The organism is Saccharospirillum sp. HFRX-2 (genome assembly GCF_043196805.1).
Lineage (GTDB): Bacteria > Pseudomonadota > Gammaproteobacteria > Pseudomonadales > Natronospirillaceae > Saccharospirillum.
In genome coordinates, this window is sequence record NZ_JBEBMU010000006.1 from 123,384 (window position 1) to 144,828 (window position 21,445).

General features: G+C 56.4%; 17 protein-coding genes. 4 read left to right on the plus strand and 13 right to left on the minus strand.

What is annotated here, in order from left to right; translation table 11 throughout:
• Positions 1 to 37: 37 nt before the first annotated feature.
• The 12 genes from flgK to ABMA60_RS13470 all read right to left on the minus strand — a co-directional run bounded on the left by flgK (position 38) and on the right by ABMA60_RS13470 (position 16,290).
• The gene (flgK, locus tag ABMA60_RS13415) at positions 38 to 3,103 is read right to left on the minus strand and encodes a flagellar hook-associated protein FlgK (protein WP_392803923.1); all 3,066 of its coding nucleotides are present in this window, start codon (positions 3,101 to 3,103) and stop codon (positions 38 to 40) included.
• A 9-nt stretch (positions 3,104 to 3,112) separates the two neighbouring features.
• Entirely contained in the window at positions 3,113 to 4,138 is a 1,026-nt protein-coding gene (flgJ, locus tag ABMA60_RS13420) for a flagellar assembly peptidoglycan hydrolase FlgJ (RefSeq protein WP_392803925.1), read from the minus strand.
• 137 nt (positions 4,139 to 4,275) lie between these two features.
• Positions 4,276 to 5,361: a flagellar basal body P-ring protein FlgI gene (locus ABMA60_RS13425; protein ID WP_392803927.1), complete on the minus strand. Its 1,086-nt coding sequence runs from the start codon at positions 5,359 to 5,361 to the stop codon at positions 4,276 to 4,278.
• Positions 5,362 to 5,551: 190 nt separating this feature from the next.
• Positions 5,552 to 6,256, minus strand: coding sequence for a flagellar basal body L-ring protein FlgH (gene flgH / locus ABMA60_RS13430; protein WP_392803929.1), 705 nt, complete (start codon positions 6,254 to 6,256; stop codon positions 5,552 to 5,554).
• A gap of 16 nt (positions 6,257 to 6,272) precedes the next feature.
• Complete coding sequence (gene flgG / locus ABMA60_RS13435) at positions 6,273 to 7,061, minus strand: flagellar basal-body rod protein FlgG (RefSeq protein WP_392803931.1); 789 nt, start codon at positions 7,059 to 7,061, stop codon at positions 6,273 to 6,275.
• Positions 7,062 to 7,074: 13 nt separating this feature from the next.
• Positions 7,075 to 7,821: a flagellar basal-body rod protein FlgF gene (gene flgF, locus ABMA60_RS13440; protein WP_392803933.1), complete on the minus strand. Its 747-nt coding sequence runs from the start codon at positions 7,819 to 7,821 to the stop codon at positions 7,075 to 7,077.
• 321 nt (positions 7,822 to 8,142) lie between these two features.
• Positions 8,143 to 12,525 carry a flagellar hook-basal body complex protein gene (locus tag ABMA60_RS13445; RefSeq protein ID WP_392803935.1) on the minus strand — a complete coding sequence of 1,461 codons (4,383 nt, stop codon included), beginning with the start codon at positions 12,523 to 12,525 and terminating at the stop codon, positions 8,143 to 8,145.
• Positions 12,526 to 12,629: 104 nt separating this feature from the next.
• Entirely contained in the window at positions 12,630 to 13,385 is a 756-nt protein-coding gene (locus ABMA60_RS13450; RefSeq protein WP_392803937.1) for a flagellar hook assembly protein FlgD, read from the minus strand.
• Between the two features lie 45 nt (positions 13,386 to 13,430).
• A complete protein-coding gene (flgC, locus tag ABMA60_RS13455) occupies positions 13,431 to 13,874 on the minus strand; it encodes a flagellar basal body rod protein FlgC (RefSeq protein ID WP_392803939.1) in 444 nt (147 codons plus the stop codon).
• A 2-nt stretch (positions 13,875 to 13,876) separates the two neighbouring features.
• On the minus strand, positions 13,877 to 14,275 hold the full coding sequence (gene flgB / locus ABMA60_RS13460; RefSeq protein ID WP_108165466.1) for a flagellar basal body rod protein FlgB: 399 nt from the start codon (positions 14,273 to 14,275) through the stop codon (positions 13,877 to 13,879).
• Between the two features lie 160 nt (positions 14,276 to 14,435).
• Positions 14,436 to 15,260, minus strand: a complete 825-nt coding sequence (locus ABMA60_RS13465; protein ID WP_392803941.1) for a CheR family methyltransferase — start codon at positions 15,258 to 15,260, stop codon at positions 14,436 to 14,438.
• Positions 15,261 to 15,333: 73 nt separating this feature from the next.
• Entirely contained in the window at positions 15,334 to 16,290 is a 957-nt protein-coding gene (locus ABMA60_RS13470) for a chemotaxis protein CheV (RefSeq protein ID WP_392803943.1), read from the minus strand.
• A 202-nt stretch (positions 16,291 to 16,492) separates the two neighbouring features.
• On the opposite strand from ABMA60_RS13470, the gene flgA reads away from it, so the two are divergent.
• From flgA to ABMA60_RS13490, 4 genes are all read left to right on the plus strand, one after another.
• Entirely contained in the window at positions 16,493 to 17,221 is a 729-nt protein-coding gene (flgA, locus tag ABMA60_RS13475; RefSeq protein WP_392803945.1) for a flagellar basal body P-ring formation chaperone FlgA, read from the plus strand.
• A 137-nt stretch (positions 17,222 to 17,358) separates the two neighbouring features.
• Entirely contained in the window at positions 17,359 to 17,670 is a 312-nt protein-coding gene (gene flgM / locus ABMA60_RS13480) for a flagellar biosynthesis anti-sigma factor FlgM (protein WP_392803948.1), read from the plus strand.
• Positions 17,671 to 17,711: 41 nt separating this feature from the next.
• On the plus strand, positions 17,712 to 18,203 hold the full coding sequence (locus tag ABMA60_RS13485; protein ID WP_392803950.1) for a flagella synthesis protein FlgN: 492 nt from the start codon (positions 17,712 to 17,714) through the stop codon (positions 18,201 to 18,203).
• Between the two features lie 21 nt (positions 18,204 to 18,224).
• On the plus strand, positions 18,225 to 19,898 hold the full coding sequence (locus ABMA60_RS13490) for a hypothetical protein (RefSeq protein ID WP_392803952.1): 1,674 nt from the start codon (positions 18,225 to 18,227) through the stop codon (positions 19,896 to 19,898).
• Between the two features lie 67 nt (positions 19,899 to 19,965).
• Here the strand turns inward: ABMA60_RS13490 and ABMA60_RS13495 are convergent, their stop codons facing one another.
• Positions 19,966 to 21,153 carry a substrate-binding domain-containing protein gene (locus ABMA60_RS13495; RefSeq protein WP_392803954.1) on the minus strand — a complete coding sequence of 396 codons (1,188 nt, stop codon included), beginning with the start codon at positions 21,151 to 21,153 and terminating at the stop codon, positions 19,966 to 19,968.
• Positions 21,154 to 21,445 lie beyond the last annotated feature (292 nt).

The window sequence follows — 21,445 nt, forward strand, 5'->3', positions numbered from 1 at the left end:
GATGACGGCAAACTTATCGGCCTGTCCGCAGCGAGGCTTAACGGAAGGCGCCAATCAAAGCGTTGAACGTTTCCTGGGCGACACTGATCACCTGGGCATTGGCCTGGTAGGCCAACTGAAATTCGATCAATAAGGCGGCTTCTTCGTCCAGGTTCACACCCCGCACCGAGTTCAGATCGGACTCAGTGCCTTCCAAAACGGCTTCGGCTGCCTGGGCACGAATCTGCGCCTGGTTGGTTTTGGTGCCCACCTTCTCGACCGATTGGCTGTAAGCTTCGGTAAAGGTCATGCCGCCTTCCCGTTCATTCAGCGTATCCGTGGTTTCCAGCGCAATCAGATCGAGCGCATTACGGTTATCGGAGATGCCGTCTGAATTCCATTCGATGGTGAAGCTGTCACCGGCTTCCGGGCGACCGGAAATGGTGAACTGAAAGCCCTGATAGGTCGGCTTGGCGGCCGACACACCGGTAAAGATCGCGCCGTCACTGGGATCGGTTTTCATGGAAATACCGTCGGCCATGGTGACATCAACCTGACCACCCACATTCATGCCGGCGGTATCGTCATTACCCGAGCCGGCCATCTTAACGAACACCTGGTAACTGATTTCGCCTTCCGCAGAAATGCTGACCTCGGCGCGTCCGGGGCTATCGAGCAGCGCACCGATCTTGGCTTCGATTTCGGCTTTAACGTCGTCGCCGGTGGCGTGGTCACCGGTCAGTTCAATGGTGCCCTTGCGACCGTCCGGCAAATACATCTGATAGCGATAAGGACCACCTTCGCTGAAATCGAAACCGGTCAGGTTGTTCAACAGGCCGCGTGTTTCACCTTCAACGGCTTCCACCGGCCAGTTTTCACCGGTGCTGATTTCGAAGGTATCGCCCGGATCAATGGCATCGTTCGGCGGCGGCGTACCCAGCGGAGGTGTGCCGACGATGGCGGGATCGGGTTTATCGCCGCGCATCTCGATAAAGATGTCGTTACCCTTGGCATCGGTGATGGTCAGCGTTTCGCCATCACTGCTGGCACGCACACCGGCTGCCACCAGGTCATAGTGCGAATTGATTCGATCGGCCAGAAAATCCGGCGTCATATCTTCGGGAATTTCTTCCGGAAAACCATCCATAAAGATGCTCTGGTTAGGACCCAGATCATCCAGGGTTATTTCGTAGCCATTGACCCAAACCTCGAACGGATTGGGTGGATCATAGGGCGTACCGGAGTTGGTGAAATTACTCAGTTTTACCTCGGTGTAGGCCCGTGCCTGCACGCCATCGACCTTGTTCAGTTCCTGGGCAATCTCGGCGGCAGTCGCGCCACTGGCGGTGGTAACGACTGGGTCTTGCGTCACCTTACCGGTAACCGGATCGGTTCGACTGAAGGTAAAACGCTCCGAATTGATGCCGTTGTAGGGCGTGGTCGAAGACGGACCGTCCGGGGTGATATAAGGCAGCTCCGGCAAGCGGGGACGCCACGAACTGACCATGGTTTCGCCCGGATCGGTCGGGAACAGATCGTTTTCCGCGCCGGGGACATAACGGATATTTTCCATCGGCGGATCCAGCGGTTTGGGATTACCCGGATCGCTGTTATCGAGAATGGAATAATGCGTTTCGCTATGGAACACCACCACCAAAGGCGGGTTCAACTGACCTTCAATGGCAAAAGCTTTGCCGTCTTCACTGAGCATCTGGCCATGGTCGATCAGACCGGTACCGAGGTTGCCCAAACTCTTGTCGGAACGCATCGGATAAGCCAGTGCCAATTCCGATGACTGCGACAACACAAAATCCATCTGCGAGGCGACATCGCGCAGTGGTTTGACAGTGAATTCGTCGCCGGCTTTAAAATTGCCTTCTTCGAGCACGATGCGCAGACCATCGAAACTGATTTCGGTTGGCAGGTTGCCACCATCAATGGTGCCGCCGTCCACTTTGACGCCATCGTTTTTACGGAACACTTCGTAGCTGTCGTCATCGGGGCCGGTAAAGCGGATGGTGTAATCGCTCGTGGTCAGGTCACCGACGTCGTCGAAATACAGGCTGAACACCTGGTTAATCGGTGGCTCGTTGAGACCATCGCCTTGAACGCGCGCCTGCTTGGCCAGTACCGGATCGTTTAAATCCTGGAACATATCGCCGCCAAAATCGCCGTTCATATCGACGCCCTGATGATGCTTGGCATTGATTTCTTCGGTAAAGGCCACGGCAATACGGCCCAGTTCATTCATGGTCGGGTTCAGGGCTTCTTCGCGAAACGCAAACATGCCACCGAGCTTGCCGCCTTTGATGGTATCGGTCACAAACACATCGCGCAGATTGCTGACAAAACGAATGCCCATCTGCTGCGGATCTTCAGCCGACGGCACCGCCATCAGCCGGTGCGCCTGCTTGCCCAGCACCAGTGACTCGCCCTGACCAAAGGCAACATTGTACTGGCCGTTATCCTCGGTCACTTCGACGGGCAGGAACTCCGATAACTGCCGCACCAGTTCATCGCGCTGGTCCATCAGATCATTGGGCGGTTCCGACTCGATCCGCCCCTGAGCGAAGACAATGCGCTCATTCAGATTGGCGATGCCTTCGACCAGCGCATTAATTTCATCGACGGCGGTCGATATCTGCCCGTTCAGAGTTTCGTTCTGGTTGGTCAGATAGCGATGCAGCGTTTTGAAACGATCAACAACGCCTTCAGCCGTCCCCACCACGACGTCGCGCGACGGCACATAACCGGGGTTGTCGGACGCACCCTGCAAGCTGGCGAAAAAGTTATCGAGCACCGATTGCAAACCGGTGCTTTGTGAAGCCAGCAATGAATCAATGCGTTCGATGTTGGATTTATACGTCTGTTCGCGCTGAAAACTGCTGGTGTCGATGCGCTGCTGTTCCACCATAAACTGGTCGGTAATACGGCGCACGGTGGAGATGCTGACGCCATTACCAATGTAACCGTAGCCGCGGAACTGAGGGTTATTGGTGTGCAGCACCACGTCCTGGCGTGAGTAACCTTCCACACCGGCATTGGCAATGTTGTGACCGGTCACACTCAGCGCAGTTTGCTGAGCTTTTAGTCCGGTGATGGCGATATTAAGAATGCTGCCCATAGGCCACCATTACCCCAAAGGATGCCGAACTGCGTGGTCCGCAGCGGCTAAACGCATCACTTCGCTATCGGCGATGCGTAATATTTTATCGGCGTATTGCGGGTCGGTGGCGTAGCCGGCCGCCTGCAATGATCGGGTAAAAGCTTCAGCGTCATCGGCCTGGTTCAAAGCCTGCTGATAACGCGGATTGGATTGCAAAAAGTTGGCGTAATCAGCAAAGGACTGGCGGGGATCTTCGTAGGCACGAAAGGCATCGCGCATTTGAATGGTACGGCCATCAAAGACTTCATGGGTCATGGTCTCCGCCGTGGCGCCATCCCAGCGGGCATCGGCCTTAATGCCAAAAAAATTATGGCTGTTGTTGCCCTGGCCATCTTCAATCATGTAACGGCCCCAGCCGGTTTCCAGCGCCGCCTGAGACAACAAAATACGCGGATCCACGCCCAGCGATTCGGCCGCCTCTTGGGCGTGCGGTAACAACGATTGAATAAATTCTTCGGGCGAGTCAAAAGCGCTTTGTTTGCCGGGCAGATTAACCGACAAATCGGACGCTTCCAGATCTTCGTCGAGCACCTGCGCTGCATCAGGAACAGCCGCATCTGAACGGCTTTCAGTCGCGCCGGGTAACACCGGCAAAGGCTCGGCCTGATTGGCTGGCAGGACCGGGCGACGGCTGTCTTCCAGGCTTTTAATGTTGATGTTACTGAAGTCCTGATCACGCTGTGGCAGCTGACGCGACAGCTGATCGAAAAGCACATCCGCCAGGCCATAACCGCCCTGTTGCGCCAGGTTCAGACTCAGTTGCTGATCGTACATATCGCGGTAGAAACGGCTTTCGTTACTGTTGAGCATGTCGGACGCCATGACGTCATTGGCTTCACGCATGCTCTTGAGCACCATGCCGATAAACATGGACTCAAATTGCTGCGCCACCACCCGCAACGCTTCCGGGTCATCCTTACGCGCCATCGACTTGACCTGATTCAGGCCGTTGAGGTCGTTGTAGTTAAAGGCTGCGTCGACTTGCGAAACCATCTTTGCCGCTCTCCGGTGAGAAGTTGCCGCTTTTACCACGGCAACGTCCGTCTGGCCCGCATTTCAGGCCGGTTTGTCTTAACTGTGATCTTTCTATTTCAAAGCTCGTGCCAATTCAGCAAACCGAGCGTTCGAGTTCAGATCACGATCAATTCGGCTTTCAGGGCACCGGCCGCTTTCAGCGCTTCAAGGATGGCCATCAAATCACCCGGCGCTGCGCCGACTTCGTTGACCGCATCGACAATATCGCTGAGGGTGACCGTCGGCCCAAACAGGAACATGCGGTTGTCGCCTTCATCGATCTCGATTTCGGTATCCGGCACCACCGCTGTTTCGCCTTCGCTGAACGGCGGCGGCTGATCAACATTCTGGGTGTTGTCGATGGTGACCGTCATATTGCCGTGAGTGATGGCAACCGGAGAGACCGTCACATGCTGGCCGACCACGATGGTGCCGGTGCGGCTGTTGATGATGACGCGCGCGGCTTCTTCGCCAGGCTGCACATCGAGGTTTTCCAGCACGCTGATAAAGTTCACCCGCTGGTTGGGATCGCGCGGCGCGGTGACTCGAACCGAAGCGGCATCGACCGCATAAGCTGCGCCCGGGCCGAGCAGTTCGTTAATCACGCTCGACATCCGCTTGGCGGTGGTGAAATCCGGGCGATGCAGATTGAAGGTCATGTAATCGCCCTGGGAAAAGGTGTTGGCCACGCCGCGCTCGACAATGGCGCCATTGGGAATGCGGCCAGCGTTCTGAACGTTGACGCTGATCGAGGAACCGTCTTCGCCTTCGGCGCCAAAACCGCTGACCACCAGGTTGCCCTGAGCCACGGCGTAGGTCTGGCCGTCCGGGCCACGCAACGGCGTCAGCAACAGACTGCCGCCACGCAGACTGTCGGCATTACCGATGCTGGAGACGGTGACGTCAATTTCCTGACCCGGCTTGGAAAACGGCGGCAAGGTGGCGTGCACGCTGACTGCGGCGACGTTATTCAGATTGGGGTTTTCGCCTTCAGGGATGGTGATACCAAACTGCTCCATCATGTTACGGAACGTCTGGTTGGTAAAAGGTGCGCGATCGCCCGACCCATCGAGCCCCACCACCAGGCCGTAACCAACCAGCTGGTTATTACGCACGCCCTGAACGGACGACAGATCCTTGATGCGATCGGCCCAGACCGGCATGGCCAGGGCGGCAATCAGTACAATCAGCAACTTTTTCATGGTGTCACTCTATTGACGTCTGCTTTGACTTAAGCAGCTTAGAGCAATTAGTGGGCCATGCCGCTTTAGGCAGGGCGCTGAACGCTGGACGGGAGACGGGAGACGGGAGACGCTGGATACGCAAACCCAAGCACCGAAGGTGCCTTGTAATTTGCGTCTCCCGTTAAGCGTCAAGCGTCCGGTCTGGCCGCTAAAACGGCCAAACCGGGCTATTAAAGAACCGACTCAACCAACCGGGCTGGCTGGCGTTGGCCAGGGCGCCGGCGCCGCTGTAGGAAATGCGGGCATCGGCCAGTTTCTGGCTGGACACTGTGTTGTCCAGGTTGATGTCTTCCGGGCGCAACATGCCCTGAATACGGATAAATTCAGCGCCGGTATTCAGCGTAATCCACTTTTCACCGCGCACTCGCAGTACGCCGTTGGGCAGCACTTCAGAGACGGTCACAGAGATATTGCCGCTCAAGCTGTTGCTCTGGTCGGCATCGCCGCTGCCAGAAAAGCTGCGGTTGCCACCAACGGTGCCACTGAGCAACTCAATGGGCTGACCACCACCGATGATCGGCGCGTTCAGCGCCGCTTCACTGGTCTTCGATGAGGACGCCTGAGACGACTTGCTGCCCTGGGTTTGCTCATCCAGCACGATGGTGATGATGTCACCGGTGCGCATGGCTTTCTTATCGCCATAGAGCGCCATACCGGCCTGGCTGTTAAACAGCGAACCGTCGGTTCCCGGTGGTGCCTGCAAGGCTTCGGCCGGTACCGGCGCAAAATCCGGGTCGCCTGGCTGCGGGAAGGGTTCACCCAGACCCACCGATTGCGTGGTGCTGCAGCCACTGACCAGCAGACTCAAAGCCGCCCAAGTCAGCGCTGTGCGAAGCGGTGTGATCATCTTCATGAGCTTAATCCTCGCGTTACAGGTTCGACGTAATGAAGCCCAGCATCTGATCGGCAGTGCTGACCACTTTGGAGTTCATTTCGTAGGACCGTTGCGTCGAAATCATGTCGACCATTTCCTCGACGATGGTCACGTTCGAGGTTTCCAGAGCGCCTTGAACAATGGCGCCAAAACCATCCAGACTCGGCACGCCGACCTGAGGTGGGCCACTGGCCGCGGTCTCCAGGAAGAGGTTCTTACCCGCGGACTGCAAACCCGCCGGGTTGACGAAGTCGACCACTTCGATATCGCCCAGCTGCACCAGGTTGTTGTTGTCGTTACCGATCACCGCCGTGACGATGCCGTCTTCACCAATGGTGATGGTGCTGGTTTGTTCCGGCACTTGGATATCCGGCTCCAGCAGATAACCACTGGCGGTAACGATCTGACCTTCATCGTTCATATGAAAGGTGCCGTCGCGGGTGTAAGCCAGGTTGCCGTCGGGCAGCAGAATCTGGAAAAAACCACGACCGTTGATCGCCAGGTCCAAAGGCTGCTCGGTGGTGTTCAGATCACCCTGGGTAAAGAGTTTTTGCGTACCCACGGTGCGCACCCCGGTACCAAGCTGCAAACCGGAGGGCAGCTGGGTGTTTTGAGTACCCTGGGCGCCCGGCTGACGTTGAATCTGATAGATCAGATCTTCAAACACCGCCCGCTCTTTTTTAAAGCCGGTGGTGCTGGCGTTTGCCATGTTGTTGGAGATGGTGGCCAAGGAAAGATCCTGGGCTTCCAAACCGGTCTTACCGACCCACAATGCCTTATGCATCTTGAATACCCCCTTAGCTTAACCGCAGAATTTGTTCAGAAGAGCGAGTGATTTCCTCGATCGTCTTCATCATTTTTACTTGCAGTTCGTACTGGCGATTCAGCGCCAGCACATTGGTTAGTTCGTGCACCGGATTAACGTTGCTGCCTTCAACAAAGCCACTGACAACCGACAACGCCGGATCGTCTTCCAACACCTGCTCTCCTTCACGCGGACGGAACAAACCGTCGGTGCCTTTATCGAGGTTCTGCAGATCCGGGTTCACAATTTTCAGACCGTCGATGACCGCCATCTCATTGGGGCCAGCGCCGGCCGGGCGAATGGAAATGGTGCCGTCTTCGCCGATCTCGACTTTCTCATAGGGCGGCAAGACGATCGGTCCACCACCCTGCCCGATCACCGGCTGGCCGGAACCATTGATCAACTGACCGACTGGGGTGACGGAAAAATCACCGCGTCGGGTATAGGCTTCATTGCCTTCGGCGTCCTGAACGGCAAAGAAACCGTCACCGGTAATGGCAACATCCAATTCATTGCCGGTTTCAACCAGGGGGCCGTCGTTAAAATCGGTCGCCGGCCGTTCGGTGTTGGAGAACGCCCGTGATGGGTAATACTCACCAAACACCGGCATGGCGCGTGCCTGCTCCCAGTCGGCGCGAAAGCCGGTGGTCGTGGCATTGGCCAGATTGTTCGAGTGTGACGTCTGCGCCAGCATGTTGTGTTTGGCGCCGGTCATGGCGATGTATATCGCGCGATCCATGGGTAACTCCTGCCGCTATTGGGCTGTTTAACCGCTTATAACGGATAGATAGCGAAAGCCGTGCCAAGTTTTGAAAATGCCTGGAGAGCCAGATTTGGCGGGGAGTTGGCGTAAGTGGCCAGGGACGTGCAGAGGAGTGCGGCAAGCGATTGCCGTGGGCGGAAGACGCTGGACGGGAGACGGGAGACGCTGGATACGCAAAACCCAGCACCAAAGGTGCTTCGTAATTTGCGTCTTCCGTCCGGGCGGCGTACCGCTCCCGTTAAGCGTCCAGCGGAAAAAGGCGCCGTTACCGACGCCATAGCTGGAGAGAACCCAAAACTATCGTAAATTAATAATCGTCTGGGTCACGGCGTTGGCCGTTTCAATCGTCTTCGAGCTGGCCTGATAGTTTCGCTGGGCGATAATCAGGTGCACCAACTGCTCCGACAGATCCACCGTCGAATCTTCCAAAGAGGCCGATTCGATGGTGCCCAGCGAGGCCGTTCCGGGCTCACCGATTACCGCATCACCGGATTCAAACCCTTCGACCCACTCGGTGTCACCGACCGGCACCAGACCTTCGGTGTTGGCGAAGGATGCCAGCGCCACCTGACCCAGCTTCAGTGCTTCGCCGTTAGAGTAACGGGCGTAGATGATGCCGGCGTCGTCAATCTCCAGGTCAGACAGTCGGCCTGAGGCGTAACCATCCTGCTGCAGATTGTTGTTGGCAAAGGTGCCACCGTACTGAGTGGTGCCATCGAACGAGATCGCAAAGTTCGAGTTAAAGTTCGGGTCCGGAATCGGCAAGGCACCGCCCTGAGCTTCCGGTTGACCGATGTAGGCACCGGTTGGCTTGCCGGTATCCGGGTCGATCGGCTTCCAGTTGGAGATCAGGAAGTCGCCGGTGCTTTCCTTGTTCAGGGTACCGTCGGCGTTAAAGTACAGCTTGTGCGATGCCAGCGTCGCCTGGGTGTTCTCCGGGAACGGCAGGTTGGTGTTCGGATCACCAACATTCTCACCATCGACCTGCAGATACACCGTCCAAGTGCTCAGCGAGTTGGGGCGATTCGGATCGGGCGCATCCTTCACATAGAAGAAGCGCATTTCGTGCTCGTTACCGATGGAATCGAAGATTCGCAACGCCCGCGTTTCGTTATAGGTGTCGGAGTCATCCGGGTTGAACTCGTTAATGGTGTACGGCTCGAACGCATCTTCACCCAGGCCGTTGAACAGACCGGCCACATAGGGATCCGGCTCCAACATGGTGTAGCCTTCGTTGAGGATGATATCGACGGAGCCACCAATGCGCGCATTGGTTTCCGCGTCGGCATTGCCACCGAGCACCACCGGTGCAGATCCCTGAACGCCTTGTACCCTCAGGCTATCGGTCACCGTCGGTGATTCGATGCGCACCGAGATGTCGATACCGGTGCTGGAGGTCAGAATCACATCGCCGGTTTCGGTATCGAATTCGGCGGTGATGCTGTTCAACGAGGTCTGCTGATACTGATTGATTTCAGCCACCATCGCTTCCAGGCTGTTCGCTTCAATCACCTGACCGTTGATGTAGATGTTCATGTCACCGGAGTTAACGTAGTTCTGCGACATCAACCGCACTTCGGTTTCCGCCGAGGCGTCCACACCTTCGTACTCGCTCAGTAGTGCAGCGATTTCACCGGCAGTCGAGCCTTCGGGAATGGTAACCAGCTCGCGCTCATCGGCCTCTTCGTTGTAGATGACTACGCCCTGTTCCGGGTAGCCGTTAGTGACCGCAGCTTCACCCAGCACCAGATAATCACCCGCCACCGGCGCAAATTGCAGCAAGCCGTACATGGCTTCCACGGCCAGGTCATCACCCGGCGCGCGGATGTTACTGACCGAAATTTGCGACGGTTCACCTTCGACCGTGGCTTCGAGGATCAACTGCTCATTACCGGCATCGTCCTGTATCACCCGGGCGCGCACACCGATGTAGTCCTCATCGGATACCGCCGCCAACTCACGGTTGATGGCAGCCGCCAACTGATCGATGGAGCGGATGTCTTCGCTCAGACTGATTTCCACGGATCCGGAACGATTGTCTTCATCCGGCAGCGGCACCGTCAGGTTGATGCGGAAGGAGTTTGACCGATCAATGGGATCTTCACCTTCGATCTTGGTAGCGCTATCCATGCCCAAGGCTTGCAATGCCTGCACCGAACCATTGATGTCCAGATCCAGCGGGAAGTTACCGATCTCAGTACGCTCAAACACCAGACGTCCATTGACCTGCGACGCCACCACTTCACCGTTGAGGATGGAGTTGGTGGAAATCTGCTGGTTAATGGCGGCCACCAGATCTTCGATCTCGGTGTAACTGCCCGGCGGAATGATGATGGTTTGGAAGGCACTGCCATCCACCGACAGAGTGAATTCGTTGTTCGGCAGAATGGTCGAGTCACCCGGATCGAGCGTCGGTGCTGGCGAAGACGTCGATGCCAAACCCAGGACTTCAAGATCGAAGGAAGTGGTGGTGGTTGAACCCGCCAAATGAGTGATGGTGATGCCGTTCGGGCCAACACCGGCGACCGTGCCAGCTTCGATGATCAGCTGGTTGGTGGCGCCATCAATGCTGACGTTCGCTACGTTAGCGCCCAAGGCACCATCAATTGCCGTCTGCAGGTCGGTGACAAAGGCGGCCTGAGTCGGCCAGCCGCCTGCAGGAACAGTGACGGTAACACCCGTTGCCGAATTACTGCCGACGGCAATACCGAAGGCAAAGGAGTTACCCGCTTCCAGGTCACCAAAGGGCAAGGTGTTATCGAGGAAGTTCAGCGTGCTCGAACTGGTCAGGGTCGAGAAAGTGCCCGGTGTCAGGCTGTTATAGTCAAGCTCTGCCTGAGTGTTACTGATCAAGGAGGCGGCCTGACCCGGATCGGACGTCAGGTCGATGGAGCCACCATTGGCAAACAGATCATTACCTGGAACGGGCGCAACAACCGATGGCGACAATTGCTTGTCGAGGGTATCCAGGCCGAAATACTCCAAGGCAAAGACCGTACCGGTAACGTCGATATCAGCGGTACCCGCACCCGGGTTGTTCAGGCGATCGAAGACGATGACGCCGTTATCATTGATGGCACGAATTTCACCGGTCAGACCCGCAGTGGCCGTAATCTGAGCATTAATCTCCTGCACCAACTGATCAACGCTGGCATAGACACCCGGTGTCAGCGCGGCCATGGCGATCGCCGGACCGCCATCGAGGCTGAACGACAGCGTATCGTTGGGATCAAGACCCTGGGTCACGGCAGGCGGGAAGGTCGAGTTCGTGGTCAGACCTAAATCACGCACATCGACCGAATTGGTGGTGGATGCCAAGGCATTGACAACAATATCGGTATCACCGACTGCCGCACCGGTCGCGGTGATGGTCAGACGGTTAGCACCAGTAATACTGGCCGCCACGTTCAGACCCGCACCGGTGAATTCGGCGTTAACCGCAGCTACAAAGGCTGCCTGGCTCGCAAAACCGCCACCCGGAACCGGCACGCTGATGTTCGTCGGTGTGCCGCCAATGCTGATCACAAAGTCAATATTGGTAGGCGTGGCAGAGCTGTCGAGGAAGGCACCGCCGCTAGGGAGAGAGTTCATGTCACGACCACCGGTCAAAATGGTCGGGGTCGCGGCGTTCACGACCTCAAGACCCGGCTCGGTGGTGCCAGAAGCCATCATGGTGCCGTTCTGGAAGTTCAAATAGTTATCACCAGAAAGGTTACCCACGTTGTCGACGATGCTGACAATGGCGGTGCCATCGGTGGCGTAAACACCCGATGTCTGGAACGACAAACCGCCGTAGTCGTTAACCGTGGCTTCGATTTTGCCGCGCAAACCGGAGTCGCCGGTAATGGACGCATTAATGGCGTCAACCAGGTCGTAAACATCGGTATAAACCTGGGCCGAATCAAACGGCTGAATGGTGCCGGTGACGGTATTGTTGGTTCCCGTGATATTCGGGCCGCGCAATTCGATGTCCATGGTAAACGAGGCTTCCACCGGAGACGGCTGCCACGGGAACGGCACGCGGGGAATACCACCGATCAGTTCGGCGTTGGTACCGGCTGTGGTCGGTGAACCCACGGTGTTCAAAACAGTGGCGGTATCTTCAGTCGGGCCGACTTGCGCTGAACCGATGGCCAGACCTTCGGTGGTCAGGATGGTGCCATCTTCCGCCAGCACCTGAGCACCGGCAGGAACGTTTACCTTGGCGTCCACCTGGTGAGTACCACGTGGCGGCTGGTTGGCTTTGTCGACGCGCAGATCGGTCAGCACACCGGTGTTGATGTCACCACCGGCAGTCACACCATAGCCTTGCAGCTTGGCGTCCTGGTTGCTGACGATATAACCCTGTTTATCGATGCCGAAAATACCGGAACGGGTGTAGGAAATACTGCCGTTGGGATATTCGGTGACGAAGAAGCCTTCGCCGTCGATGGCCATGTCGAGCGCCGAGTTGGTCTGGCTGATGTTGCCCTGCTCAAACTTCTGGCCGACATTCACCACCTTAACACCGTAACCAACCTTGTCCTGGCCGTAGCCGATAAAGGATGAGGTATAGGCATCGCCAAACTCCGCACGGCTGGCTTTAAAGCCGGTCGTACTGGCGTTGGCAATGTTATTACCGGTGATCTGTAAGTCCTTGTTGGCGGCCGCGATGCCGCTAAGACCCGTCGTAAAGCTCATCGTATTGCACCTCGCACTGCGCTGTTACAGAGCCAGAACCCGCGTTGCCGCCAAGTTCGTTCCTAGTGTTTCATTCAATTGAGCCGGACCAGCCGGCCCGGCCATCAATAAGCGCTGTTGATCTGGAGCACGTCTTCCATGGTGATGACTTTGCCAGCACCTGCCAGATTCAGCTGAATTTCACCGGCGCTGCCGAGGGTGACCGAATCGACGCGTGAACTCATGTTCAACTCAATCTCTTCTTGCACTCCCGCCACGTTGCCGAATATATCGAAGGAGTATTCTCCTTGCGGATGAGGAATGATGTTGCCGTCCTCATCGGTTTCGAACTTGTCGTAATCGATCTCGACCAGAGCCCCGTTAACCTCCAGGTTGGCGCCATCCCACTTCATGGTGGCTGCGCCTGCTGGCAGATTACCCAGAGGTACGTCCTCAATCGTTTCACCCTCAGCATTGGTAATGCGCAAGGTCATGTTGGAGGCACCACGCGGCACCTCAATCAAGCCGTACACCAGGTCACCATGCTGCAAAATACTGGTGTCCTGGCCGTTAACGGTGACCGAGTTCCCGACCAAAGCCGTCGCCTGCAAGGCTTGCGATGAGGTAAAGGAGGCCGACATGTTTTCCAGGCTGGAGGACATATTCTCGATGCCTTCCACCGTCGAGAATTGGGCCAGCTGGGCAACGAACTCAGCGTTATCCTGCGGATCCAGCGGGTTCTGGTTTTTCAACTGAGTGATCATCAGTTCCAGAAACTCGTTGCGACCCAGCTCATTGCTGTTGGTCTTCTTTTCTTTCTTATTGCCGATGTCGTATTGGTCCAGCGGTGAGCTGCCTGATACGTTGTTGACATCCGCCATGGTGAAACCTCGCTGTAAAAAAACCGGCTAGCGACTAGCTGGTCATTACTGACCCATCGTCAGCGTTTTCTGCATCATCGTTTTGGCTGTATTGAACACCTCAACGTTCACACTGAAACTGCGCGACGCTGAGATCATGTCAGCCATCTCTTCCACCACATTGACGTTCGGGTAATACACATAACCGTCTTCGTCGGCGAAGGGATGGGTCGGTTCAAAACGGATATCCAAAGGCGCGTCTTTCTCAACAATGGCGCGCACTTTAACGCCCTCACCGACATCATGTTCCAGATCGACCGGCGCCAGGATGTCGCGCTCGTGCCAGGGCTGCTGCAATTGCTGGAAGATCGGCTTGCGCGCCCGGTAGGTCTCGTCAATGCTCGAGCTCACGCTCTGGGCGTTGGCCAGGTTGGAGGCGGTGGTATTCAACCGCACTGACTGGGCGGTCATACCGGTGCCGGAAATATTAATGACGTTGCTTAATGACATCCTTATTGCCCTCTCAATGCGCCATCAAGGCCCTTGAACTTGCGGTTGAGGAAATCAAAACTGGAGTTGTAATCGATGGAGTTCTTGGTGAACTCAGCCTTCTCGACGTTGGGGTCGACGGTGTTGTCATCGATCGACGGCTGGTATGGGAAGCGGTACAGCAGTTCGCTTTCTTCGCGTACACGGCCGGGAATATGAGCGTTGTCGGTGCGGTTCACTTCCAGGCTTTTGCTGCGCTCGACTTCGCCACGCAAAATCGCCTTGAAGTCGATATCACGCGCTTTGAAGTGAGGGGTATCGGCGTTGGCCAGGTTGTTGGCCAATACCTGAGAACGCTCGGCGCGTACCAGCAGAGCGTTATCGTGAATCCCGAGAGAGTTGTTGAAACCCAGTGCAGACATCGCACACCTCTTTGCCGCTTTTAGTTCAGTTGCAGAACGTATTGCAAAGCAGGTGCCAATTTTATTTTTCTTTATTTATCAGTGGGTTAGGCGTTTTCGGAGGGAGCTGGACCGGCATACCGGCAAGGCTTGGCCGTTGCCGGTATGCCGCTTGATGGGATCAGCGTTTGCGGTAAATGATGCCCGGCCGGCAATGCACCATTTCGTACAGATCGCCCAGGCCGTTCACCGCTTCGGAAGCGCCCACCATCAGGTAGCCGCCTGGATTCAAAGTGGCGTGGATGCGGGTCAGGATGTCGCGCTTGAGGTCGGCGGTGAAATAGATCAATACATTACGGCAGAAGACGATGTCGAACTTGCCCAACAGAGCGTAACTGTCCTGCAGATTGATAGCGCGAAACTCAACGCGCTGGGCAATCGGCGCTTTGACTTTCCAGCGTCCGGCCGGAGTTTCTTCAAAGTGACGCTTCAATCGTTCCGGGTCCAGACCACGACCAATGGCCAGCATGGCGTATTCCGCCGACTTGGCGGCGTCCAGCGCAGTGGCCGAAATATCGGTGGCGATGATCTTTTCGCCGGCACTGAACACCCGGTTCTTCTGCTTATACTCTTCGATCATCATCGACATCGAATAGGGCTCCTGCCCCGTCGAGCAGGCAGCCGACCAGATGCGCAGCGGACGACTCGTCTTCTGCTGGAAAAACTCAGGCAGCAACTGTTCTTCCAGAATACGGAATGGGTGGATGTCCCGAAACCAAAGGGTTTCGTTGGTGGTCATGGCGTCGATCACGGCCGAACGAAGCGACTGCCCGCCCGGCTTGGACATGGCAGACACCAGTTCGGTCAGATTATTGATGGCCGCTTCTTGCAGTATTTTTCGCAAACGACTGGAAACGAGATACTGTTTACTGGCCCCCAGACAAATACCACTGTGCTGTTCGAGGTAATCACAGAAGGCTTCATAGCCCTGGTTAACGTCAACCATTAAAGCCTCAGCTCCTTCATTGCAGTCGTGGGCCGATCAATAATCAGCCTTCCCGGCTGATGGTTGCACCGCTTCATAACTCTCCTTCAACGGCAGGTAATTCGCCACCCAGATTGGTCACCCGTTCGATGACCAACTGAGCCAGCATATCCGGCTGGAATTTGGCGAGAAATTCGTTAGCACCCACCTTTTGCACCATGCTCTTGTTGAATACACCACTTAAGGAAGTATGCAAAAGGATATAGAGGCCTTTGAGTTTATCATGAGCGCGGATGTGGGTCGTCAGCGTATAGCCATCCATTTCCGGCATTTCAATATCGGAGATGACAATGGGGTAGCGCTCAACCGGGTCCACGCCTTCATCCACTAGACCCAGCAGATGATCCAGCGCTTCGCGACCATCGTTCAGAGCCACCACCGTCAGGCCGACCTGCTCCAGTGTCTTGGTCATCTGCTTACGGGCAATCTTGGAGTCATCGACGATCAACACCTGCTTGGAAACCGCGGCACTGGTGGCTGCTTCGGTAATGATACCCTCGCTGATGTCTTCTTTCATCGGTGACACATCGGCCAGGATGCGTTCCACATCGATGATCTCAACCAGGTTATCTTCGTGTCGCGTTACCGCCGTCAGAAAATGCTCGTGACCCGAGCCTTTGGGCGGCGGCTGCACCTCTTCCCAGTTGATGTTAATGATGCGCTCTACACCGCGCACCATAAAACCCTGATTGCGCATGTTGTATTCAGTGATGATGGTGAGCTTATTGTGAATGTCGGTCAGCGGTGCCTGGCCGATGGCCAGACTCAAATCCAGAATTGGAATGGTACCGCCGCGCACATGCGCCACACCTTTAACCACCGATTTACTCTGCGGCATCTGCGTCAAGGGCGGACACTGCAGAACCTCTTTCACCTTAAATACGTTGATGCCATACAGTTGATCGCCGCTGAGCCGAAACAACAGCAATTCCAGTCGGTTCTTACCCACCAGCTGCGTCCGCTGGTTAACACTATCAAGCACTCCGGCCATGGCCATCTCCGTCTAGCTAGATGCAGTGACTGGTTACCTCAAACAACCAGGCACAGCCTTTGCAGTAACCTTCAACAAGCCCTGAAGGTGTCAAAACACCGACACTCAGGTCGTTAACAAATGGGATTGCAGTGCTGCTCAGTACCCGCCTGCAGGCCCCTTTGGCAGTAAGCATAGACGGCTATCGGCACAGGACAACTGAATGCAATCATTACCCAGGCTATCGGCCCGTATCGGCCAATGCTTAATGCCTTTACTGCTCAGTGCAGTGACGGTACAGGCGGCGCAGCCGACGGCACAGGCGCAGATCACCAGTGCCCTGAATGCCGCCCTGATTGAAAGACTGGCGCAGCAGCATCCCGATCTGGATGCACAAAACAGGCAGTTTGATTTTCAACTGCAGGCCGTTGCCGGCAATTTGACGCCCTGCACGTCCGCCATCGAGGTGGATTGGCGCGGCCAGGATCTGAGCAGCCGGCTGACCCCCAAAGTCAGTTGCGCCAACGAAGGCTGGCAACTTTATGTACCGGTCAGCGTCGCCATTCATCTGCCGGTGGTGGTCACCGCCGGCAACCTGAATCGCGGCCACCGTCTAACAGCGACCGATTTGCGCCTGCAGAATACGGATATTGCCAGCCTGCGCCAGGGTTATTTTGAAACAACGGATAATCTGATCGGTTATCAACTGGCGCGCAGCGTCAACAGTGGCCAGGTGATCACGCCCTATATCGCCGAACCACCGATGCTGGTCGACCGTGGTGACCGGGTTTATATCCTCTCGCACAGTGGACTCCTGTCGGTACGCACTTTGGGAGAAGCGCTGCGAGAAGGACGTGCCGGCGAGCAAATACCAGTACGAAACCTGCGTTCCGGTGAAACCGTGCATGCCTATATCAAGGAGCGCGGCGTGGTGGAAACCAGCAGCCGTTAACGACCCTAGGACGATAAACAGCGTGTAAAACGCTAACATTTGGGGAAATAACGGAAATTTGTCACAATTGGGACTAAAGTTCCTGGAGTGACAGCCGTTAACCCCTCCAGAAAATTCTATTTTCAGCGAGGTTAGACATGGCCATGAATATCAACGGCCTTACACCCGGCCAAACGGGCACCGCCAAAACCCGCCAGAATGATGGCGCAGGTGACGTCGGCACCCCGGCTGCACAAAAAAGTGGAACGGAATCTGCTAGTGATAGCGATGTGGTTCAGCTTTCCGATCGAGCCCGCATCCTGAAGTCGGCTGGAGACACCATCAGCCAGATGCCGGAAATTGATCAGGAAAAAGTAGACCGCATTCGCAGCGCCATCGAAGGTGGCGACTATAAGATTGACCACGAGAAACTGGCGGCCGCCTTTAGACGCTTTGAATCCGAGCTCTGAGGGTATCAAGGTTAAGGGCGTCGCTGGGGAGGCTCGGCGACATGACCATCGACACTACCACCCTGACCCGTCTGGACGCGGCCCTGCGCGATGCCCAGACAGCCAGCGATGCCTTCAAGCCACTGCTTGAAGAAGAACTGGCGGCTTTGAAGTCTGCCGATATTTCGGCGCTCCAGGAGCTGATTGAACGCAAACGCCAACAGACCGAAGCGCTGTTGAGCGCGTCTCAGACACTGCTGCAGTGGTGCGCTGAGCAGAACATTGATCCCGACTTCGCCTCCTTCGAGGCCTGGACACAAAACCTGGCCCAGGCCGACCGCGAAAGCTGGCAAAACCGCTGGCGTGAACTGCGGCAAAGCTTGACCGTCAACGACCAGCGCAGTGCCGTCAACCGGCAGGTCCTGGCCACCCTGTCCAGCCGCAAGCAAGCGCAGATGACCATTTTGCGCAATCTGCTGGCCCCCACCGAAACCTATTCCGCCGATGGCCAGAGCAATACCAGCCAGCCCAGCGGCTGGGTTGATCGCGTCTAAAATACGGAGCTGTAGACCGCCATGTTTATTGACCAGATGACCCTTTTCATCCTGGCCGAAGTAGCGGTGGTCTACTTCATTATTACCGTCTTTCTGTTTTTCCGGGGGCGGCTCTACCACGTACTGGTGGCCATCCTTAAAGAGATGCGCTGGGAAAAGCTGCGTCGCCAGCAGGAACGTCAGCAGGAAATCGCCGAGCTGCGCGCCAAGAACAGAAAGCTGACCACCGAATTCGAGGTGGTTAAGCGCACCGCCGAATCGGCCGGCAAAACCATCCCGGAACAGCTGCGCGACCGCGTCGACCAACTCAGCGAGGACGCCCGTCAGGAAGGCACCGACCCGGACGAACCACCCGGTGCCGACCCCGCCGAGCAGCTCAACTGGATGCGTCGGCGCATTCTCGAACTCGAACAACAATTGCTCTCCGGTGATATCGACGAAGAGATGTGGCAGGAAAAAGCCGGCGATACGTTACGCGAACTGGGCGTCGAACCCGGTTCCAGCAACCGCAAAGAACTGGCGAGTGAAGAACTGCGCAGCGAACAGTTGGAAAAAGACCTCAAGCAATATCGCAATCAATATGAGGCCGCCAAAGACCGCATTTCCTTCCTGGAAAAAGAAGTCGAAGAGTTTAAGAGCATCGATCTGTCCTCCGAACGGCTGATGGAAAAACCGGAACCCGGCCAGTACGCCGACGAGCTTTACCAGTTGCGTTGCGACAAGTTCGACATGCAGGAATCCATCAATCAGCTGCGCCTGAAGCTGCAACAGATGAATCCCAACTCAGCGGAATTCGATCAGGCGCAGAAACAGCAGATGCAGAACATGGAGCGTTATATCAAAGACGCCGACGTCACCATGAATCTGATGGAAAAAGAAATGGAGGCCGCCCAGCAGGCCAAGAACGAATTGGATGAAGAAGTTCGTGAACTGCGCGCCAAGATGGCGAGCCTGAAAGACAAAAGCGAAGACGGCAATCCGGTCAACCGCGACAACGTCGATCAACTGTCAGCCAATACCAACAAACAGGCTGAGTCGGTTTCCAACCTGCGTGATTCTCTGGATCAACTGCGCAGCGGTGGAGATCGCGAGCAGGTTGCCGAATACCAGGAGGCGGAAATCGGTCGCCTGGAATTGCTGGTCCGTGACACCCAATCCTGTGTCAGCGTGTTGGAAATGGAACTGGAACAGGCGCAACTCGCCATTGGCAATTTGAACGAACGCGAACAAGAGCTGCTGCGCCAGTTGGCAGAACGTCCCGAAGCGGACGAAGCCGATGATGCGTCGCTGCCGCCCATGCCGGAGCATTTGAAAGCGCTCAGCGCCGAACAGAAAGAAGTGCTGATTAAACTGCGTAAAACCGCCAACGACGTGCGCAAGGACGATGCCGATATCAGCTCACTTGCCGATCAGCAGGAAGCGGAAATCGATCAGTTGCAAAAACTATTGCGGCAGATGGAAAAGGCGGTTCAGCAACTGCAGGAAGACGTCGAAGAAGCCGCAGCCGCCGCGCCGGAAGCGCGTCCGGCCGACGAGCGTCCCGACAGCAGCGAGAACGTGGAAGAAATGGAATCGCTGCTGCGTCAGTTTATGAGCGACAGCCAGTCCATGTTACGTCGTTTGAAGTCACTGGAAGACGAAAACAAACGCCTCAAAGGTGGCAGCAAAGCGACCGACACCACGCCGGCGCCCTGAACTGACATTCAGGGCGTATTGAATCTGACGCCCTGATGCTCCCTGCCCTTCGTGATGTTCCCTGCCCTCAACGACCCACTGGCAAGGGCAATTCTTCGAAAGGAATTTCCCGCACCAGTTCAGGGATCGCCCACTCCACACCCTCTTCACTGCGCAGCCGGAAGTGATACATCGACTGCAACGCCTGATGATCTTCAGCGCGGATCAGCATGTCGCCCTTGGGCGTGTTAAACCGCATGCCTTCCAGGGTTTCGATCATATCTTCGGTGTCGGTACTGTCGGCCCGACGCAAGGCTTCAACCAGAGCGATACCCGCGGTCATGCCGCCAGCGGTAAAGATATCCGGCGGTGTACCAAAGCGCGCCAGATACTGCTCCACCAACCAATCGTTGACGCTGTTGCTGGGGTGTTCGAAGTAATAGTAATTGGCGCCTTCCAGGCCGTCGTATGCCTTGTAGCCAGCCAGCGTGGATAAGAACCCACCGTTGGCAGCCAGGCGAATGTCGTGCTGTTGCGGGTCCAGGGCGGACAGCTGAGCCAGAGGGTCACCGGCACCGGCCCAATTTACAAACACCAACCGGTCACCTTCGGCATCTTCCAAAGCCGCAAAGATGCGCTCGCTGGCAGCGCGGAAGTCATCGCTGCCGGCGGGCAGAAATTCCTGATGCACCACCTCCGCGCCAGTGCCCAGCAAGGCCTGACCGAACACAGCAAGGGTGTTGTGACCGAAGTCGTTATCCGGCGCCAGGGTGGCAATCTTCAGGCCCGGACGAGCCAGCGCCACCGCATTGGCTACCGCTTCGAGACTGGCCGAACGACCGGTGCGGAACACATAACGATTACCACGCGACCCGGTTATGGTGTCGGCAACCGCCGGTTCGACCAGCAGAATGCGTCGGTACTGGCGCGCGACCGGCAACATCGGTATCGCCACGCTGGATGATAAAGGCCCTACGGCCATCAAGACATCGTCTTCAGCATAGGCTTCTTCCAGCAGAGAACGACCCAGCAGCGGATCCAGACGACTGTCTTTTTCGATCACCTCAAGGGCCCGACCGTTCACGCTCATCGTGCCTTCGGTGGCGTACTCCAGACCCAGCATCAGACCGTCATGGCTCTGCTTGCCGTAGTTGGCCAAAGGCCCGGTCTTGCCATAGATATGAGCGATGCGAATGGGGTCATCCGCCCACGCCAGCGCCGACGCCAAAACCAGAGAACAACACAGCAACACCCCTTTAACCGCCAATCTTTTCATACTGCAACTCCGTCATCGAATCGTTGAATCTGTCGTTTCACACTCGCCCTGGCACCGCACCACAACGCTGCTGACAACGCTGGGCAGATCGCTTACCGAGCCATCAACCATCGGCCAATACCAGGACGAAAGACGATGAGCGCAGCATGAAGGACAGCTGAATCAGCAGGCATCTTATTGACCGTGACCGCCGCTCGCAAGCGCAAGCCCCGTGGGCTGCAGGCGGACAGTGTTCGGAACATCCAAGGTATTTCAATTCAATGAATCAGGTAAACTGTCGCTACAGTAACGA

Bases quoted from the DNA above. Each gene is read 5' to 3' on its own strand.
- flgK (WP_392803923.1), bottom strand. From the start codon at position 3,103: ATGGGCAGCATTCTTAATATCGCCATCACCGGACTAAAAGCTCAGCAA.
- flgJ (WP_392803925.1), bottom strand. From the start codon at position 4,138: ATGGTTTCGCAAGTCGACGCAGCCTTTAACTACAACGACCTCAACGGC.
- ABMA60_RS13425 (WP_392803927.1), bottom strand. From the start codon at position 5,361: ATGAAAAAGTTGCTGATTGTACTGATTGCCGCCCTGGCCATGCCGGTC.
- flgH (WP_392803929.1), bottom strand. From the start codon at position 6,256: ATGAAGATGATCACACCGCTTCGCACAGCGCTGACTTGGGCGGCTTTG.
- flgG (WP_392803931.1), bottom strand. From the start codon at position 7,061: ATGCATAAGGCATTGTGGGTCGGTAAGACCGGTTTGGAAGCCCAGGAT.
- flgF (WP_392803933.1), bottom strand. From the start codon at position 7,821: ATGGATCGCGCGATATACATCGCCATGACCGGCGCCAAACACAACATG.
- ABMA60_RS13445 (WP_392803935.1), bottom strand. From the start codon at position 12,525: ATGAGCTTTACGACGGGTCTTAGCGGCATCGCGGCCGCCAACAAGGAC.
- ABMA60_RS13450 (WP_392803937.1), bottom strand. From the start codon at position 13,385: ATGGCGGATGTCAACAACGTATCAGGCAGCTCACCGCTGGACCAATAC.
- flgC (WP_392803939.1), bottom strand. From the start codon at position 13,874: ATGTCATTAAGCAACGTCATTAATATTTCCGGCACCGGTATGACCGCC.
- flgB (WP_108165466.1), bottom strand. From the start codon at position 14,275: ATGTCTGCACTGGGTTTCAACAACTCTCTCGGGATTCACGATAACGCT.
- ABMA60_RS13465 (WP_392803941.1), bottom strand. From the start codon at position 15,260: ATGGTTGACGTTAACCAGGGCTATGAAGCCTTCTGTGATTACCTCGAA.
- ABMA60_RS13470 (WP_392803943.1), bottom strand. From the start codon at position 16,290: ATGGCCGGAGTGCTTGATAGTGTTAACCAGCGGACGCAGCTGGTGGGT.
- flgA (WP_392803945.1), top strand. From the start codon at position 16,493: ATGCAATCATTACCCAGGCTATCGGCCCGTATCGGCCAATGCTTAATG.
- flgM (WP_392803948.1), top strand. From the start codon at position 17,359: ATGGCCATGAATATCAACGGCCTTACACCCGGCCAAACGGGCACCGCC.
- ABMA60_RS13485 (WP_392803950.1), top strand. From the start codon at position 17,712: ATGACCATCGACACTACCACCCTGACCCGTCTGGACGCGGCCCTGCGC.
- ABMA60_RS13490 (WP_392803952.1), top strand. From the start codon at position 18,225: ATGTTTATTGACCAGATGACCCTTTTCATCCTGGCCGAAGTAGCGGTG.
- ABMA60_RS13495 (WP_392803954.1), bottom strand. From the start codon at position 21,153: ATGAAAAGATTGGCGGTTAAAGGGGTGTTGCTGTGTTGTTCTCTGGTT.